Annotated in this window: 12 protein-coding genes; 2 read left to right on the forward strand and 10 right to left on the reverse strand. The window is 57.4% G+C overall.

Going from position 1 to position 16,345, the window contains the following annotated elements:
* Nucleotides 1–40: 40 nt before the first annotated feature.
* The 8 genes from MUN82_RS05855 to MUN82_RS05890 form a co-directional block, all read right to left on the reverse strand.
* The gene (locus MUN82_RS05855) at nucleotides 41–2,284 is read right to left on the reverse strand and encodes a S46 family peptidase (protein WP_245095713.1); all 2,244 of its coding nucleotides are present in this window, start codon (nucleotides 2,282–2,284) and stop codon (nucleotides 41–43) included.
* Between the two features lie 305 nt (nucleotides 2,285–2,589).
* The gene (locus MUN82_RS05860) at nucleotides 2,590–3,087 is read right to left on the reverse strand and encodes a YkvA family protein (RefSeq protein WP_245095714.1); all 498 of its coding nucleotides are present in this window, start codon (nucleotides 3,085–3,087) and stop codon (nucleotides 2,590–2,592) included.
* A 133-nt stretch (nucleotides 3,088–3,220) separates the two neighbouring features.
* Nucleotides 3,221–6,307, reverse strand: a complete 3,087-nt coding sequence (locus MUN82_RS05865; protein WP_245095716.1) for a T9SS-dependent choice-of-anchor J family protein — start codon at nucleotides 6,305–6,307, stop codon at nucleotides 3,221–3,223.
* A 201-nt stretch (nucleotides 6,308–6,508) separates the two neighbouring features.
* On the reverse strand, nucleotides 6,509–7,705 hold the full coding sequence (locus MUN82_RS05870; RefSeq protein WP_245095718.1) for a hypothetical protein: 1,197 nt from the start codon (nucleotides 7,703–7,705) through the stop codon (nucleotides 6,509–6,511).
* Between the two features lie 88 nt (nucleotides 7,706–7,793).
* Nucleotides 7,794–8,624, reverse strand: a complete 831-nt coding sequence (locus tag MUN82_RS05875; protein WP_245095720.1) for a type 1 glutamine amidotransferase — start codon at nucleotides 8,622–8,624, stop codon at nucleotides 7,794–7,796.
* Between the two features lie 114 nt (nucleotides 8,625–8,738).
* Entirely contained in the window at nucleotides 8,739–9,842 is a 1,104-nt protein-coding gene (locus MUN82_RS05880; RefSeq protein WP_245095722.1) for a carboxylate-amine ligase, read from the reverse strand.
* Nucleotides 9,843–10,082: 240 nt separating this feature from the next.
* Nucleotides 10,083–11,090, reverse strand: coding sequence for an ATP-grasp domain-containing protein (locus tag MUN82_RS05885; RefSeq protein WP_245095724.1), 1,008 nt, complete (start codon nucleotides 11,088–11,090; stop codon nucleotides 10,083–10,085).
* A gap of 90 nt (nucleotides 11,091–11,180) precedes the next feature.
* Nucleotides 11,181–11,891 carry an esterase family protein gene (locus MUN82_RS05890; protein ID WP_245095726.1) on the reverse strand — a complete coding sequence of 237 codons (711 nt, stop codon included), beginning with the start codon at nucleotides 11,889–11,891 and terminating at the stop codon, nucleotides 11,181–11,183.
* Nucleotides 11,892–12,027: 136 nt separating this feature from the next.
* Between MUN82_RS05890 and MUN82_RS05895 the strand changes: the two genes are divergently transcribed.
* Nucleotides 12,028–13,551 carry an alpha/beta hydrolase-fold protein gene (locus MUN82_RS05895; RefSeq protein ID WP_245095728.1) on the forward strand — a complete coding sequence of 508 codons (1,524 nt, stop codon included), beginning with the start codon at nucleotides 12,028–12,030 and terminating at the stop codon, nucleotides 13,549–13,551.
* 389 nt (nucleotides 13,552–13,940) lie between these two features.
* On the opposite strand, the gene MUN82_RS05900 is transcribed toward MUN82_RS05895, so the two are convergent.
* The gene (locus MUN82_RS05900; RefSeq protein ID WP_245095729.1) at nucleotides 13,941–14,564 is read right to left on the reverse strand and encodes an AlbA family DNA-binding domain-containing protein; all 624 of its coding nucleotides are present in this window, start codon (nucleotides 14,562–14,564) and stop codon (nucleotides 13,941–13,943) included.
* A gap of 161 nt (nucleotides 14,565–14,725) precedes the next feature.
* Nucleotides 14,726–15,157 carry a DUF3127 domain-containing protein gene (locus MUN82_RS05905; protein ID WP_245095731.1) on the reverse strand — a complete coding sequence of 144 codons (432 nt, stop codon included), beginning with the start codon at nucleotides 15,155–15,157 and terminating at the stop codon, nucleotides 14,726–14,728.
* A gap of 163 nt (nucleotides 15,158–15,320) precedes the next feature.
* Here MUN82_RS05905 and MUN82_RS05910 point away from each other — a divergent pair, with 163 nt between their 5' ends.
* On the forward strand, nucleotides 15,321–16,277 hold the full coding sequence (locus MUN82_RS05910; RefSeq protein WP_245095733.1) for an isoaspartyl peptidase/L-asparaginase family protein: 957 nt from the start codon (nucleotides 15,321–15,323) through the stop codon (nucleotides 16,275–16,277).
* Nucleotides 16,278–16,345 lie beyond the last annotated feature (68 nt).

The following is a 16,345-nucleotide window of genomic DNA, read 5'->3' on the forward strand; positions in this document are numbered from 1 at the left end:
GGACTATGCCGGCGCCGCCTTTTGCGTAATAATAAAGAGCTTACGCTTTCTGCTTCATTTTGCGCTCTTTTGCCTTTTTCATCTTCCCTTCCTTCGCGGGTTTGCCTTCGGCTTCGGGCTTGCCTACTAGGGTCATTTCCTGAATGAGGCGCGTGGCACCGGCGTATTTATCCACCACAAACAGCATGTAGCGCACGTCGAGAGTGATGTTGCGTACTTGGTTGGGGTCGAACATGATATCGGACATGGTGCCTTCCCAGTTACGGTCGAAGTTGGTGCCGATCAGCTCACCGCGGCCGTTGATAACGGGCGAACCGGAGTTGCCGCCCGTGGTGTGGTTGGTGGCAATGAAAGCCACTGGCACAGTGCCATCCACAGCATATTGCCCGTAGTCTTTCTTCTGATACAACTCTGCAAGGCGGGCTGGCACCTGGAAATCAGGATTCGTGGGGTCGGCTTTTTCCATGATGCCGTCGAGGGTAGTGTAGTAGGCGTACTGCACGCCGTCGCGGGGCTCGTAGCCGGCTACCTGGCCGTAGGCCACGCGCAGGGTAGAGTTGGCATCGGGGTAGAACTTCTTATCGGTCTGCATCTGGCGCAGGCCGGCAATGTAGGTGCGCGACAACAGCGTGATGTTGTCGTTGGCAATTTGGTAGGGCGGCAGAATGTTGGCCCGGTAATTCGTTACAATAGCTGAGGCCAGCTGGTAAGCGGGGTCGTTGGTGAGGGCCGTCACGTTGCCTTTAGCCACTTCGTCCAACACGGCCGTAGCACTTTCCGGCGTCGTAAGCTTCGATTTGCTGTAGAGCTGCTCGGCGTAGGCGGTCCATCCGTTTTTGCCTGCATACTGCTTCTGCAACGCCTTCACGTAGTCGGGCAGCAGGGTAGGGGGCGTGTTTTCGGCGTATAAGGCCAGTAGGGCGGCTGCCACTTTCTGGTCGGTGGGCTTGCTGTAATTCTTGAAAAAGCCATTCACACCATTTCTGGCCTTCTGCACGGCGGCCGTGCGGTCAGCGGTATTTTTGGCGTCGGCCAGGGGTAGGAGGCTATTGGCGTATAGCATCAGCTCGATACCTAAAGCAGCTTCGGTCACATAGTCGCGAGCCAGCGACACATCACGCTCGGCGCGGTAGTTCTTCTCCATTTCGGGTAGCAAGCCCGCGTAGGCGGCGCGGCGCGCGGCATCACCCTGGGTGGACCACTGCTGGAAACGAGCTTCTTGCTCCTGCTTGCGCGTCACGGCGTCGAGGCGCTTGAGGCCACGCATTTCGCCCTGCCATTTTTTCCAGTAGTTGGCCAGCGAAGCATACTTGGCGGCGTACTGAATCCGGACTTTATCCGAAGCCTTCATGTCAGCATCCAGGATTTGCAGCTTGGTGTCGCGCACCTTCACCTTAGCCGGGTCCGAGAGAGAATAGATTTCATCTACCCCCCACGAGGTCAGGTACTCGTTGGTGCGGCCAGGAAAGCCGAACACCAACGTAAAATCGCCGGGCTTGATGCCGCTGAGCGAAATAGGCAAGTGGTGGCGGGGCTTGAAGGGCTTGTTTTGGGGCGAGTAGGGAGCCGGCTTGTTGTCGGGGCCAGCATAGATGCGGAACAGGGAGAAGTCGCCGGTGTGGCGGGGCCACATCCAGTTGTCGGTGTCGCCGCCAAACTTGCCGATGCTGCTCGGCGGAGCGCCTACTAGGCGCACATCCTCAAATACCTCCGTTACAAATAAATAATACTCATTGCCGCCAAACATGGGCCGCACAAAGGCGCGGTAGTGCGTGCCTTGCACGGCTGCTTGGGCCACCTGCTGGCTGTGCTGCTGCACTAGCCGCTCGCGGGCATCTTCCGCAATGCCAGTGGCGGGCACATCTTGCAACACTTGCTTGGTCACGTCCTCCATCCGCACAATGAAGGTAGCGGTGAGGCCCTGGTTGGGCAGTTCCTCGCTGGGCGACATGGCCCAGTAGCCGTTGGTGAGGTAGTCTTTCTCCACCGACGAGTGGCTTTGGATGGAGCTGTAGCCGCAGTGGTGGTTGGTGAGCAGCAGGCCTTGGTCGGAAATGATTTCGCCGGTGCAGCCACCGCCGAACTGCACCACGGCGTCTTTCAAGCTGCCTTTGTTGACGCTGTAAATGTCTTCGGCCATCAGTTTCAGGCCTTTTTGCCGCATGTCGGCTTCGTTGAGTTGCTTGAGCAGCAGGGGCAACCACATGCCTTCATCGGCACGGGCGGAGGGTAGGAAAGAAAGGAGCGTAAGGGCCAGCAGCGCCAGCCGATTGGGAATGGGCATGAACAATAATTGGGTGAACGAAACCCAAAAATACGGGTTTTTGCCCGCCCGCCCCGTACGCTAAGTCAACGAAACCGAGCGCAAACACCGCCGAAGTAATGCTCGAAACCGACGGTAGCATGAGCGTTATGCAACGCTCCGACCAACCGCAGCCCGCCTCAGTGCTAGAAATTGGGCAGGGTAGGCAGATGCAAAAGTGTCCTCCTGAATGCAGTGAAGGACCTTCTCACGCGAGAACGAGTCGTTGGTACGAGTATCGTTCTCGCGTGAGAAGGTCCTTCACTGCATTCAGGAGGACAGATAGTTTACGAGTGGCCCAGCTCTGCCACGGCGGGCAGCTCTTTGTTGGGGCGAGCGGGCTCGTGGGCATCTTCGGCTACCTTAGCGGAAGTTTCTTCCCACGATTTGAAGTGCTCCAGCTCTTGGCGGAAGCGTTCCATAAACCAGGCAATCAGCGCTGCATCGTCCAGAAAGCCCAACACGGGTAGGGCGTCGGGCACTAAATCAATTGGCGACAATACGTAGAGCAGTACCGCCAGCCCCGATATGGCAGTCGTTTTGGAAAGCTCGCGGTAGGACCCATTGATGAAGGCTGTAACCAGTCGAATCAGCAGCCGGCCCACGTCAATCACCTGTTGAATGGGGCCTTTCTTGCTGTCCTGATCGTCCAGCTTTTGCGCTACGTCGTGCAGAGCAGTAGCCACCAGAAAGGGCTTGCCCAGCATCCTGGTAGCACGCCCTATGAAAGCAGAGAATACGGCGTTTTTAGCGATGTTAAAACCTTTTTCGGCAAGTGTAGCCATGAGGAAGGAGGTAAGAAAGTGAGAGTACGAATGCATGTACGTAGCCCTTCCGGTCGCCGTTGTATCAGGCAGCGGGCACAAAAAGAGCCCGCCGAAACCGGCGGGCTCTTTTTGTGCGGTAGCGTGGGTAGGGCTATTGCTTGATGAAGCGCTTCACGTACGTCTGCGTACCGCCATTCACCTGGATGATGTACACCCCAGCTTTCAGCTGGCTCAGGCCTTTATTTAGCTGCTGATTCAACTGTTCCAGCGAGCCGGTGCCCATGGCCACCTGGCGGCCATCTACCGATAACACGCGCAGATGCAGTGTTTTAGCTGCTGGCTCGGGAAGATTCAGGCGGATGGCGTTGGTCACTGGGTTAGGATACACCTCTACCTGGCGGTTGGCCGCGGCGTTTTTGGTGGGCGTCGTTACCCCAAAGGTATAGCGTGTCTGCACGGGGTAGTGGTCCGTAGTGGTATTCCCGTAGTTGGTTACTAAGTTGGCTACGCTCGTCAGAATTTCGGTTGAGTTGGGCACTACCAACGACTCCGTAGCTTTGGTAACGATAACGTGGTCAATCACATCATTATAACCTACGGTAGAGCGTTGGCCGGCCAGGCTTAGGGGAAGCGTTAGGGCAGTGTAGTTGGCCACGTCGGTCGTGAAGGCGCTGTACGACGTAGCCGTCGTGTTGAGGCCCGTGGTGATAGTTTGGTCGAGGTCGTCGTTGAAATCACCCAGGATAATCACATTCTTTCCCTTGTAGTTGGCGTCCAGCGCAGCCTTCAGGCCATCGGCCGCATTTTTCCGCCGCTCATACGAGGTAGACGTGGGGCTGGTGTTGGCTTTGGCATGAATCAGAACGAAGGTGAAATGCTGGGTGGCACCATTCAGGGTTACGTCGGCATCGAGTAGGTAGGGGAAGCGCCCCGACGACCAATAGTTGAACTCGGGGCAATTCTCGGCCTGCGTGCAGCGGAACAGCGACGAAATAACTACATTCTTGAAAATATTGGTGTTATACACAAACGCCAGCTTCTGCGCGGTGGCATAGTCCGGATCCTGCGCGTTATCAGCATACGAGCCGAAGTCCGACACGCGGTAGGTATAGCCGCCGCCCGGCAGCTGCCGCACGATGGGGCCCAGGCGAGCCGTATCCACTACTTCCACCAAGCCATAGATGTCGGCCTTCAGTGAGTTAAGAATAGTGCGCACGTTGGTTTGTTGCTGGTCTTTGTTGCTCGGACCATTTTGCGTCGAGCCAAACCACTCCACGTTCCAGTTTACTACTTCCAGCGTGTTGGCCGTGTTGTAGGTATTGCCCGATAGTGTTACTGTAATCGACGGAGCATTGGTCGAAGCCAGGGCCAAGCTACCGGTGTAGCTCTGCTGGTTCTGCGTGGGGCGGAAGCGTACCGTCAGGGTTTTTGTTTGGTTGTTTGCTTCTTCTACCGTGTAGGTAGCCGAGTTGCCGAACGTGGTACCATCCTTCGACACTTGGAAAGCGGCGCCGGTGGCCGTCACCGTGAAAGGCGCCGTCAGGTTGCGCGGGGTTACCGTGAAGGTTTGCGTAGCTGTAGCATTCGCTGCCACGTAGCCAAAATCCAGGCTGCGAGTAGTCGTGGCCAGGGCAGGTGCGGGTGGGGTAGCCGAGTTCGTCAGGCTAATGTCGTCCAGCGTCCAGCGTGCACTTTCCTCATCCGAAGAGGTATACACGAAGGCTACGTACGTCGTCTGGCTTTTGTACTCGCTCAGGTCCACGCCAGCGGTTTGCGTCCAGGCATCGGAGCCAATGGCGGGGAAGCTCACATCCAGATCCGTCCAGGTTACGCCGGTAGCCAGCGGGTTGCCCGTGCCGGAATAGTTCGTCGAAACGCGCAGTTTCAGGGGAGGCCCGTTGAAAGCTGTCCGGCTCCAGAACGAGAAGAGAGGGTAGGCAAAGGAAGAGGTATTGAAGGCCGGCGAGATAAACCAGTCTTCGTTCGGAACGCTCACACTATTTGCGAAACCGTTGATCTGCACACCGTTGGGCTTGCTGGCTTTGCCGGTGGCATCGGCGGCATCGCGCCCGAAGGTGGTGCAGGCCCAGGTCTGCGCGCCGGTCACGCTATACTGCGCCCAGCCACCCAGTGCGGCCGTACACTCATCAAAATTGAACACCAGGTTGTTGGGGTCGACGCCTGTGCCGGTTACTGCCACGCTTTGGTTGGCAGCACCAGGTGAGGTATGCGTAATCGTGCCCGATACGGGCCCAGCCACGGTCGGCGTGAAGCGCACGTGCACTGTTTGCGGCGTAGCTAGCTCAGCTACCGTGTAAGTCAGGGTAGAGCCAAAGGTGCCGGTAGCGGTTTTAGAAACGCTAAAACTCTCTGGAGCCGTGATGGTGGTAGTGCCCGTGAGGTTGGTGCCCGTGAGCGTGTAGCCAACCACGGTGGAGGGAGCAGCAAGGGTAACGCGGCCAAAGCCCAGGCCATTCGGAAGTACCGTCAGGGTAGGCGCGTTGGGGGCCGTGGTGTTCCAGGTCAGTGCAAAATCATCAATGGCCGAGGTAGGCCGGTTGCCACCCTCGCCAGTGCTGGAGTTGCCCGAAGTCGTGAGCGTTACAATGCGAATCCAGACCGGGCCAGTCTGGTTATCCAACTGGCTGCCGAAATCAACCGCAATGTCTTTGCTACCGAAAATCTTGTCGCCTGTGGTAGCAGAGCTACCCACCGTGGTAAAAGTAGTGGGGTTGCTACCAATACCATAGTCTACCTGCCAAGTGGTGATACGCGGCGAGGAGGCATCCAATGACTGGAGTTTAAAGCGTAAGGCAAAATTGGTTTTGGCGGTTGTATTATCAATTTGAAAAACGAATGCCCCGCCAGGATTGCCTAGTGAGGTGGTCTGCCGGATGCCCAGGGCGCGGTTGGTAGCCGCCGCCTGCTCCGCAGACGTTGCGGTGCTGGTGAGGCCGCTGGTGCCGGAGGCATAGTTATAAAAACCGCCGGAGGTTGTATTCCACGACGTAGGCGATGCTGGAGCGGCGGTAGTACCAAGTGTAGCAGGTGTGCCGAGTGCAGTAGCCGATGCACCTGTGCGTACGCTGAAACCTGTTGGCAATCCGTTGGCAAGCTGATCGAAATTCTCCGTATAGGGGCTGTTACCCAGCGTTGCCTGCGCCGTGGCACTGCCGATGCCGCATAGCAAGGCTAAAGCCGTTGCGGCGCTTCGTATCCTTAGTAAAGAGTGTTTCATGGGAAAACGGATTGGTTGTAGAAAGGACGCACAAAGGTACCCGCAGCAGGTACGGTGCTATGTTAAGATAGTATTATCAAATATAACATTTCCTGAAGGAAGCCTTCTGTTATAAGCAACTGTCTGAGTATCAGATAACGCAAAAACGCCGCTCCTGTCTAGAAGCGGCGTTATTTGGTAACGGTATGCAAGGATAAAAAGCTATTGTGCAAACAGGCCTACCGTGCCGCCTACCCAATCTTTGTTCTTGTTGAAGTCGACGCCAATCATGGCGCCGCGGCTGAGGCGGGCAAGGTTGGTGAGTAGCACGGGGCGAGGTGCGTTTTCGGGCCACACGTAGAGCAGGCGGATTTCACACTTCACTAGTTCACCGTCATCTGCCAATACCACGGGCTCGTAGGCTACCTTGCGCTGCAATAGGTAGTTGTGCTTGTCTTCGATGGCATCCAGCTCGGCGGGTGTCACGTCCAGCTTCACGCCGGCGCCGGCAAAGGAAAAAAGGGGTTTGAGCACGTAGTTTTCCAGGTCGGTGGGGTAGGCGGTTAGCTCGTGCAGGTAGTAGCTAGGCGGTACGAAAGGGCTGTGTAGCAGCGGCAGCGTGTATTTGCTGATGCGGAAAAACCAGTTGGGGTGCCCTACCCAGGTCACGTCCACATCCTCGTCGGTAAGCCGGAAGTCCAAGGGTAGGTCAGGGTAGCGCAGCAACTCGTCGAAAATCAAACGGTTATAGATGCGCTTGATGTCGATGCGACGGCCATCTTTTTCGTAATACAGCTGCCGACCGTCCTTGCGTACGTCGGTGATGCATACGGCCTCTACTCCCAGTTCGCGCTTGGTGAGGGCAAAGTCGATGCGGGTTTTCTGCTTGTCCGGAAACAGCTCCAGTAGTACTACATTTTCCGGATTCTCGTCGCCTACAATCAGCTCCCGCAGCGCCGCCAAATAGTCCGCCGAACTCAGCCCGCCAAACAAGTGCGTTACCGAATCGGGTACCGGGAAAAACTTCCGAAACGTATGGGCCAGATAGTCCTGAAATACATACAATGATGGAAACCCTTGCAGCTCAATCAGCTGCGGCTCCAACTCGCCCTGAGCATCACGGCACACGGCAAAGTCGATGGCCAAGAATTGCGTGTGCGCGTCTTCGTGGGGCACGCGTTGGCCCGGCGGCACGGCGGCCTCGGTACGCTCCTTGAAATCGGGTGCCACTAGCACGTCAATAATGTCCTCGCCCGCTTGCAACAGCTTGTCGCGCAGCACAGTCGGTACAAAAATCGGCGTTTCCGCTACCCGAAAATCCAACTGCCCCGGTAGTTCCTGGTCCACGGAGTCAATCAACTCCTGAAACCGCTGCGGCGTGAAAGCGGCATTGTATGTCTGGCGAAACTCAGGAATCATGCGGAAGAGGGGTTGGGGTAAGGTAGGGACAAATAAAACGTCCTGCTGAGCGAGATGCTTCGACTTCGCTCAGCAAGACGTTTATTATCTAAAGAGTAACCGGCTGCTCAGCCGTCAGCGCTGCTACTGATTGCCGCAAGAAGGCCGGCACCAGAATGCGCTCGGTTAACTCAATAGCCTCGGGGTCTTGCAGCAGGCGTACCATGTCATCGTACTTCTGCTGGCCGTGAGTGTCAATCACCTGCTGGCGGCGCTCGGTGGTTAGCATGTAGTGCAGCATACCTTCGCCGTCGGCTTCGGGGTGAAACTGGGTTCCTACCATCTCCGGCGTGAAGCGCAGGGCCATAATAGCTCGGTCAAAGGGTACGTGGGGGCGGTCCTTTTCCATCGCCAGCACCTGTACACCCAACCGCTGTAAGTGGTCCTCATCGGGATTCGTCACCTGAAAATCGCGCGAGTCGACGGCCATAAACGGATTGGGCAATAGGCCCAGCAGGGGGTCTTGCTGGCCAGCCTCGGTCATATGCATCGGGAAGATGCCGAAGGAGGTCGACTTGCGGGCGCTCAGCTCGCCTACCTGCAAGTGGCGGCTCACCAACTGGAAGGAGTGGCAAATCAGCAGCACGTACTTCTTCTGCTCGTGCGTGCGGTTCCAGGCCAGCAGCTGATCGATGAGCCCGAAGTAAGGCGTTTCCCAGGGCTCGTCGGAGGGTAGGGGCGAGCCAGGGCCGCCCGACGAAATGTAGATATCGTAGTCGAGGCCCGGCAGCGCCACCTCGGCGCGCACGTTGAACACGTCGTAGGTGACGGGCACGGCCACTTCGGCCTGTAGTTGTTGTAAGATCTTCAGGATACAGCGCATTCCCTGGTTTGGGAAATTGTTGTACATATCCAGAACGGCAATTTTCAATGACTTCATGCGGTAGCAACTGCCCAGCTTGAGACTGGGGATAATGGCAAAAAAGCAGAGCGACAGCAAAGATGTGGCCGAACCTGCCTCAGGTTCCAACGTGGAAGCCTGACAGGTAGAACATTACAAACCGTGAGAGGTTTCCTGCACGATGAAATCAACGACTTTCTTCAGGTCGCCGGTTTCGCGGAATACCTTCAGCTGACGGTCGGCGCCGGTGCCCATTTCCATCATTTTGTGGATGTATTCCACCTCATGGCGGCTCCCTAGCTCGTCGAGCACATCATCCACAAAGTCCAGTAATTCCTGAATCAGGTTGCGGGTAGGGAGTTCTTCCTGCTTGCCAAAGTCGATGAGCTTGCCATCGAGGCCGTAGCGGGCGGCGCGCCATTTGTTCTCGTTGATGAGGGCCTTGCGGTACTGCCGGAAGGTGAGGTTGCTGATCATCAGCTTATACACCTTCGCCACTAGCGCCTGCATGAGCGCGGCCAGGGCCACAGCTTCATCCACGCGCAGCATCATGTCGCACACGCGGTACTCAATCGTATTGAAGAACGGGTGCAAGCGCAAGTCCCACCAAATCTTCTTGCCATTATCAATACAGCCCGTCTTGATGAGCAGGTTGATGTAGGCGTCGTACTCACTGGCGCTGCCGAAGTGCTCGGGAATGCCCGTACGCGGGAAACGTTCGAATACTTTGGTTCTGAAGGATTTATAACCGGTTTCGCGGCCTTCCCAAAAGGGTGAGTTGGTACTAAGCGCGAAGATGTGGGGTAGGAAATAGCGCAGCGCGTTCATCATGTATACGCCTAGCTCGCGGGTTTCTACCCCCACGTGCACGTGCATACCAAACACAAGGTTGGAGCGGGCCGCCTCCTGCAATTCCTCCACAATCTTGTCGTAGCGAGCATCCACCGTAATAGGTTGGTCCTGCCAGCGCGAAAAGGGGTGCGTGCCCGCGGCCGCAATTTGTAGCCCTACCCGGTCGGCCAGTTCAATCACCTGGCGGCGCAGGTGCGTCACTTGGTGACGGGCCTCCTCAATGTTATGACAAATTGTAGTGCCTACCTCCACCACCGACTGGTGCATCTCGGCCTTCACCTGCTCCTGCAAAATCATCTTACCCCCCTCCACAATCTGCGACATATGGGAGCGAAGGTCACGCGTTTCCGGGTCAATCGTCTGAAACTCTTCCTCTATTCCAAGGGTGAAAACCGGCTTGCCCATGATAGTGACAGCGTAAAAATGAACGAATAGGGTGGTAGTTGGAGTGGGGGAGAAGCTAGTCTAGTTCCCTTCCTTTTTGAAGGAGGGGTGGCCGCAGGCCGGGGTGGTAAAGTCGTTGAACGGTACTAGGACTAGCTTAGAAAAGCTAAAAAGTAACTCTAGCTGTCGTTCTGGCGGCTTTACCACCCCGCCCTGCGGGCACCCCTCCTTGAAAAAAGAAAGGGAGTTCGTTCTAGACTTCTAGCTTTCTTTCTTAGTGGCTGCTACCTTCTTCGGCGCAGCGGGCTTCTTAGCCGGCGCGGCGGCAGCTGTAGGATGCACAAAGGTGCCCCAGGTAAGATTGTCTTTGCCAGGCTTTTGTGCTTGGGCACGTTTGATGGCCATGTTGGCGGCGGCTTCTACTACCCACTCAAAGTTCTCCTGGCCTACGGAGTGAATGTCGGCGTCGGGGGCGGGGTTGCCGAAGTCGATGGCCAGCGGGATGCCGTCGCGCACGGCAAATTCTACGGTGTTGAAATCGTAGCCGAGGCCTTGGTTGAGCTTCAGTACGTAGTCCTTCATCGTGGCTAGCAGCTTCTTACCGGCGGCGCCCGTCGTTTTCATCTCGGTGGCGTAGCGCTGATGAAACTCATTGCGGGGCTCGTAGGGCATAATGCGCACGTCCTTGCCGCCGATGCAGTAGCAGCGGAAATAGTCGGTGAACTCCACGGCTTCCTGGAGCAGCATCACCAGTTGGCCGGTTTCGTTGTAGGCGCTGAAAAACTGCTCGGGGTTGTCGAGCTTGTATACGTTTTTCCAGCCACCGCCCGAGTGCGGCTTCATAAATACGGGCCAGCCCAGCTTCTCAAAAGCCGCATCCCAATCTGTCCAGTTCAGGTTGCGGAACGATTGTTCCGACGTGTCGTCGGGACGGTTCTTGGATGGTAGGAGCAGGGTTTTGGGCACCGGCACGCCCAGTTGCACAGCCAGCGCGTTGTTGAAAAACTTTTCGTCGGCCGACCACCAGAAAGGGTTGTTAACTACGGCTGTGCCGCCCAGCGCGGCATTTTTGAGGTAGGCGCGGTAGAAAGGCACGTCCTGCGAAATCCGGTCGATAATTACCGCGTAATCGGTCGGAACACTTTGCTCCACTAAACCAATCTGCACAAACTCGGCCTGAATGCCGCTCGGCGCTTTCTCGTTTACGCGGTCAACGAATGCCTGCGGAAAGCTGTTTTCACGACCGAAGAGGATGCCAATTTTTTTCATAGTGTTTTAGGGGTTGGGGTCTTAGTTAGGTAGGGCTTGGTTTAGGGATGTCCTGTCAAACGTAGTGAGAAGGGCACTCATCGTGAAGCCCTACGCCTCAATTTGGGCTAAATATTCCGGGAACATATCGCGCCATACCGGCCAATCGTGAGTGCCGTAGGGGCGGATGTCGAGCCAGTGGCGGATACCCTTGCGGTTCAGGATTTCCGACATTTCAATGTTGCCTTGCTTGCAAAAATCGTCTACAGCCGAGCCGAGCACAATGCCCATGTGGTAGAAATTGTCGTCCTGGGCGGCGGGGATATAGGCCGGTGGATTGTTGAAGTAGAGGTCGTCGTTGTGGTAGCCGCCCAGAAAGTTGCTGATGTCGAACTTAGCGCCCATGGAAAATAGATAGCTCACCTGGCTAGGGTGGCGGAAGGCAAAGTTGAGGGCATGGTAGCCGCCGAAGCTGCACCCGGCCACCGCTACTTTGGGCACGCTGTTTTCGCGTTGCAGCATAGGCACCAGCTCCTCGGTCAGCATCTGGTCGTAGCGGACGTGGTTGTGCAGGCGCTCTTGGGGCGGCAGGTGCTGGCCGTACCAGCTGTAACCATCCACGCTATCTACGCAGTAGAGGCGGATTTTGCCACTGTCGATCAACGAAGCAGCAGCATCTACCAAACCAAAATCCTTGGCCTGATAATAGCGCCCACCGGAGGTAGGGAAGACAATAACGGGGTAGCCACGCTCGCCGAAAACCAGCATTTCAACGTCGTGACCGAGGGCGTGGGAGTAGAAGGGGCGGTAGGTTTCCTGCACGGAAAGAGGGAGTTGCGGAATGGAAAATCAGAAATATTCAGCTATAAATTTTCATTTCTCCGGGTAATCTACGGCATGGAACCGGAATAAAGTACCTTGCGGCCTTAAAATCGTTCGTGAAGCTATTCCCCGGCGAATGAATCAGCCTGTTTCTTTTCCTACGCAAAACACGACCGTTACGGTGGTTCGCCGGTTACGGTTGGCTTCGCGTGCCCTGCGTCGCACCGTGCGGTTTGATGTGGTGCTGCCCCCCGGCTACGACCCGGCAGCGCCCGCGCCCTACCCTGTGCTTTACCTCAACGATGGGCAGGACCTGCGCCGCCTGCACCTGCCGGCCACGCTCAACGCGCTTTATCGTCATCGGGCGGTGCAGCCGTTTGTGCTGGTGGCCATTCAGGCGGGTGTGCGGGTGCAGGAGTACGGCACCGCCGCCTACGCCGACTACCTGGGTAGGGGTAGCCGTGCCAAGCACTACACCGAGTTTCTGCTCACCGAAATGCTACCCTACGCCCAGGCGCGCTACCACGTGAGTGCGGCCCCCAGCGAGGTAGTGGTAGCGGGCTTCTCTCTCAGTGGGTTAGCAGCCTTCGATTTTGTGTGGCACCATCCCGAAGTTGCCTTACGGGCGGGGGTATTTTCGGGCTCGTTCTGGTGGCGCCGCCGCGCCCTCGACCAGGGCTATACCGATGCCGACCGCCTTATGCACCTGCTTGTACGCGAGGGACAGGCCGCGCCTGGCCAGCGGTTCTGGCTGCAAACCGGCACCCTCGATGAAACCAACGACCGTAACCACAACGGCATTATCGATGCCATTGAAGATACATTGGACTTAATGACGGAGTTGGAGCACCACGGCCTGCGTCCTGACCAAGAGGTGCGTTACGTGGAGGTGGTAGACGGCCGGCACAACCAAGCCACGTGGGGCCGCATCCTGCCCGATTTCCTGCAATGGGCCTTCGGGCAAGCAGAGGCAGGGGAGTGGCTCACGGCGGATGAGCTGTTGGGTAGCCGTCGGGTGTGGGGCAGCCCCAGCCGCCTGGCGCGGCACCGGCGGCGCCTGCGGCCGCAGCCCGCTACCCTGCCGCCCTACCCCAACGCCGCCAGCCTCGCCGACTTTCCCCTGCAGCCCGCCATCCAGCGGCCGCAGCCGGGGCAATATCCAGCGTATTTCGATGAGTCGTACATCCCACGTGTGCCAGTGGGTGCCAACCCCTTAGTGCAACTGGAGCAACAGCTCCGCGAGGTGCAGCAGGTAGTAGGCCAGCTCACCGATGAGCAAGCCCTTACCAACTACGGCCCCGGCAAGTGGAGCATCAAGGAAGCGCTGATACACGTGCTGGACTCCGAAAGGGTATTTGCCTATCGCGCCCTGTGCTTTGCCCGCGGCGAGCAGCAAACCCTACCTGGCTTCGACCAAGATGCCTACGTGCCCGAGGCCGGAGCCAACAACCGCCCCCTGGCCGATATCCTGACGGAATACGCCGCCGTGCGCAGTGCCACACTAGCGCTGTTCCGCTCGTTCACGCCTGCGCAGCTGGATAGGGTAGGCTTCACGGCCAGCGGCCCCGTAAGCGTACGGGCGTTGCTGTTTGCCATTCCCGGTCACGAGGCGCACCACCTGCATCTCCTGCGGGAGCGGTACTTGCCACTGTTGCCGTAAAACCCTACTTTGCGCACAACAAGGGCAGATTTCTCCGCGTTAAGGGAGAAATTAACCTGAGTTTGCCACCCCTTATTCCATTATACCATGGCCAAAGCACAAGACGCCCGCAAAGAAAAAAAGAAAGAACCCGCCAAATCGGCTAAGGAGAAAAAGGCCGCCAAAGACGAAAAGAAAAAGCTCCGCGACCGAGCAGAATAGTGGTGAAGTGGTGAATGCAAAAAGCCGTCTGCCATCCTGAGCATTCCGCGCATCAAGCGGCGACGAAGGACCTTCTGCCAATTGAACGAGTCGTTGTTACGATAGTCGTTCTCACGTGATAAGGTCCTTCGTCGCCGCTTGATGCGCGGAATGCTCAGGATGGCAGACGGCTTTTTGCATTCACCACTTCACAACGTATAATACGGTTCCCGCTCCTTATCATGGTGGCGGATGTAGCCGTGCAGCGTGAGCTTGATAAGGGTGCGGAAGGCGCGGCGCTTGCCAATGTTCAGCAGCTTCATGTACTGCGGCAGCGTGATGCGCGGGTGCGTGCGTAGGTAGTCCAGCACGGCTAGTTCCTCTTTATTTAGTGGCATCCACTCCACACCCGTGCTTGGCTCACTGCGCTCCAACACTTTTTCGGTGAGGCCGCTGGCTTGCACACTCTCGTCGCGCACACGCACGTAGCTGCGCCAGTCGCCGTCGGCTACCTGGGCACGGTGGGGCTTGCGCGGACTTTCTGGGACCGTTACGATCAGCACAATGCGGTCATCTTCTTCTACCTCCCGAAAGCGCAGATTGGTAAGCGGCGGGTCCACGAAATGCTCTGCCGCCTGTCGCAGCACATAGATTTCCTCCTCCGCATCGCGCACGCCCACCACGCGCCCGTCATCGTCGACGCCTACCAATACTTGTCCGCCGTGCGTGTTGGCCAGCGACACTAGCGTGCGGGAAATACGTGTGGGATGGGTGGTCTTCTTCTTGAATTCCAACCGCTCGCCTTCGCCCTGGCGGATGAGTTCGTGTAGCATATTCTTGAGCTGTTAGCTACTAGCGGATGGCTGTTAGCTTCTTTCCTATGGTAAACGAAAAAAAGCCACTTTCCGGTCCGGAAAGTGGCTTTTTTTGCAGCGGGTAATAGTCTGCCCTTCAACAAGCTAACGGCTAACAGCCAGCAGCTAATAGCTGAAAACTAGAAAGGCAGGTCATTGTCGTCGTCGCCGGCGATGGGGGCAGCGGGTTGGGCCCGCAGGTTGGGGTTCTGGTTTTGCGAAGCAGGAGCAGCGGCGCGAGGCGCAGCCTGCTGCGAGTAGCCACCACCAGCAGCCGGAGCCGAAGCACCACCAGCAGCCGACTCCAAACGCCAGGCTTCGAGGTTGGTGAAGTACAGCATCTGGCCATTTTTGTTGAAACCACGACCACGCAGGTTGAAGGTTACTTTAATCTCGTCACCGATTTTGTAGGGGTCGATGAGCGCGGTTTTGTCCTGCACCAGTTGAAACTTGATATGCTCAGGGTACTGACCATCTATAACCTCCAGTACGAACTCGCGCTTGCGGAATTTCTCGCTCACCTGTTGCTCGTCGAAAATCTCGTGCAGGCGGCCGGTAGCATCGTAAGCCATAAAACAGAATATTAGGGAATGTGAAAACAGTTACTCAAACGTACGAAAAAAAAACCGACGGCGGCCACGTCGGGCGGGTATCTTGTACGGGGTAGGCGGCGGGGCTGAGCAGGATAGTTTGCGTACTTTTCGGCCGATTTCTCACCCTGTTTTTCGTCTGCTTATGTCTACTACTTGGGCGCTAGCCCTGCACGGCGGCGCCGGCACCATTGCCCGCGCTTCCATGACTCCTGAGGCCGAGCGCGCCTACCGTGCGGCTCTGCAAGCAGCTACTGATGCCGGCGCCGATGTGCTCCGCCGCCACGGTTCCGCCCTCGACGCCGTGGAAATGGCCGTGCGCAGCCTCGAAGATTGTCCTCTGTTCAATGCCGGCCGCGGGGCCGTATTCACCCACGATGGTCACCACGAAATGGATGCGTCGATAATGGATGGCCGCACCGGCCTGGCTGGCGCTGTGGCCGGCGTGCGCGCCGTGAAGAATCCCATCCGGGCTGCCCGCCTTGTGATGGAGCAGACCGACCATGTGCTGCTGGCCTACCCCGGCGCCGACGAGCTAGCCCGCGAACATGGCTTGCCTACCCAGCCCGCCGAGTACTTTTTTACGCAGCACCGCCACGATCAATTGCAGGAGGCTTTGCAAGAAGGCCGCGTGCGCCTCGACCATTCTAAAGCGCAGCCCAACGAAGACCCGAAAAAGAAAATGGGCACGGTAGGTGCCGTGGCCCGCGACCAGCACGGGCACCTGGCCGCCGCCACCAGCACCGGCGGCATGACCAACAAGCGCTACTCCCGCATCGGCGACTCACCCATTATCGGTAGCGGCACCTGGGCCGATGACCGCACTTGCGCCATTAGCTGCACCGGCCACGGCGAGTATTTCCTGCGTGCCGTAGTAGCCCACGACATTGCCTGCCTGATGGAGTATCGCGGCCTGAGCCTGGAAGAAGCCTGTCGCATCGTGGTGCACGACAAGCTGGCGCCGGTAGGCGGCGAGGGCGGCCTGGTAGCAGTAGACGCCGCCGGCCACGTAGCCTTACCCTTCAACTCCGAAGGCATGTACCGCGCCAGCCTCACCGATTCTACTCCTATATATATAGGTATCTACGGCGACGAGGGGTAGGGGACATATATAATAAGGAGTGGATGGCCGTAAGACGTTGTGTTTGCTGACTACTCCTTATTATATAG

It is taken from the genome of Hymenobacter aerilatus (genome assembly GCF_022921095.1).
Taxonomy (GTDB): Bacteria; Bacteroidota; Bacteroidia; order Cytophagales; family Hymenobacteraceae; genus Hymenobacter; species Hymenobacter aerilatus.

What these genes read in the sequence shown, in the direction of transcription:
- MUN82_RS05880 (WP_245095722.1), bottom strand. Translation starts at nt 9,842, where the DNA reads ATGGGCAAGCCGGTTTTCACCCTTGGAATAGAGGAAGAGTTTCAGACG.
- MUN82_RS05860 (WP_245095714.1), bottom strand. Translation starts at nt 3,087, where the DNA reads ATGGCTACACTTGCCGAAAAAGGTTTTAACATCGCTAAAAACGCCGTA.
- MUN82_RS05910 (WP_245095733.1), top strand. Translation starts at nt 15,321, where the DNA reads ATGTCTACTACTTGGGCGCTAGCCCTGCACGGCGGCGCCGGCACCATT.
- MUN82_RS05855 (WP_245095713.1), bottom strand. Translation starts at nt 2,284, where the DNA reads ATGCCCATTCCCAATCGGCTGGCGCTGCTGGCCCTTACGCTCCTTTCT.
- MUN82_RS05875 (WP_245095720.1), bottom strand. Translation starts at nt 8,624, where the DNA reads ATGAAGTCATTGAAAATTGCCGTTCTGGATATGTACAACAATTTCCCA.
- MUN82_RS05865 (WP_245095716.1), bottom strand. Translation starts at nt 6,307, where the DNA reads ATGAAACACTCTTTACTAAGGATACGAAGCGCCGCAACGGCTTTAGCC.
- MUN82_RS05870 (WP_245095718.1), bottom strand. Translation starts at nt 7,705, where the DNA reads ATGATTCCTGAGTTTCGCCAGACATACAATGCCGCTTTCACGCCGCAG.
- MUN82_RS05900 (WP_245095729.1), bottom strand. Translation starts at nt 14,564, where the DNA reads ATGCTACACGAACTCATCCGCCAGGGCGAAGGCGAGCGGTTGGAATTC.
- MUN82_RS05905 (WP_245095731.1), bottom strand. Translation starts at nt 15,157, where the DNA reads ATGGCTTACGATGCTACCGGCCGCCTGCACGAGATTTTCGACGAGCAA.
- MUN82_RS05895 (WP_245095728.1), top strand. Translation starts at nt 12,028, where the DNA reads ATGAATCAGCCTGTTTCTTTTCCTACGCAAAACACGACCGTTACGGTG.
- MUN82_RS05885 (WP_245095724.1), bottom strand. Translation starts at nt 11,090, where the DNA reads ATGAAAAAAATTGGCATCCTCTTCGGTCGTGAAAACAGCTTTCCGCAG.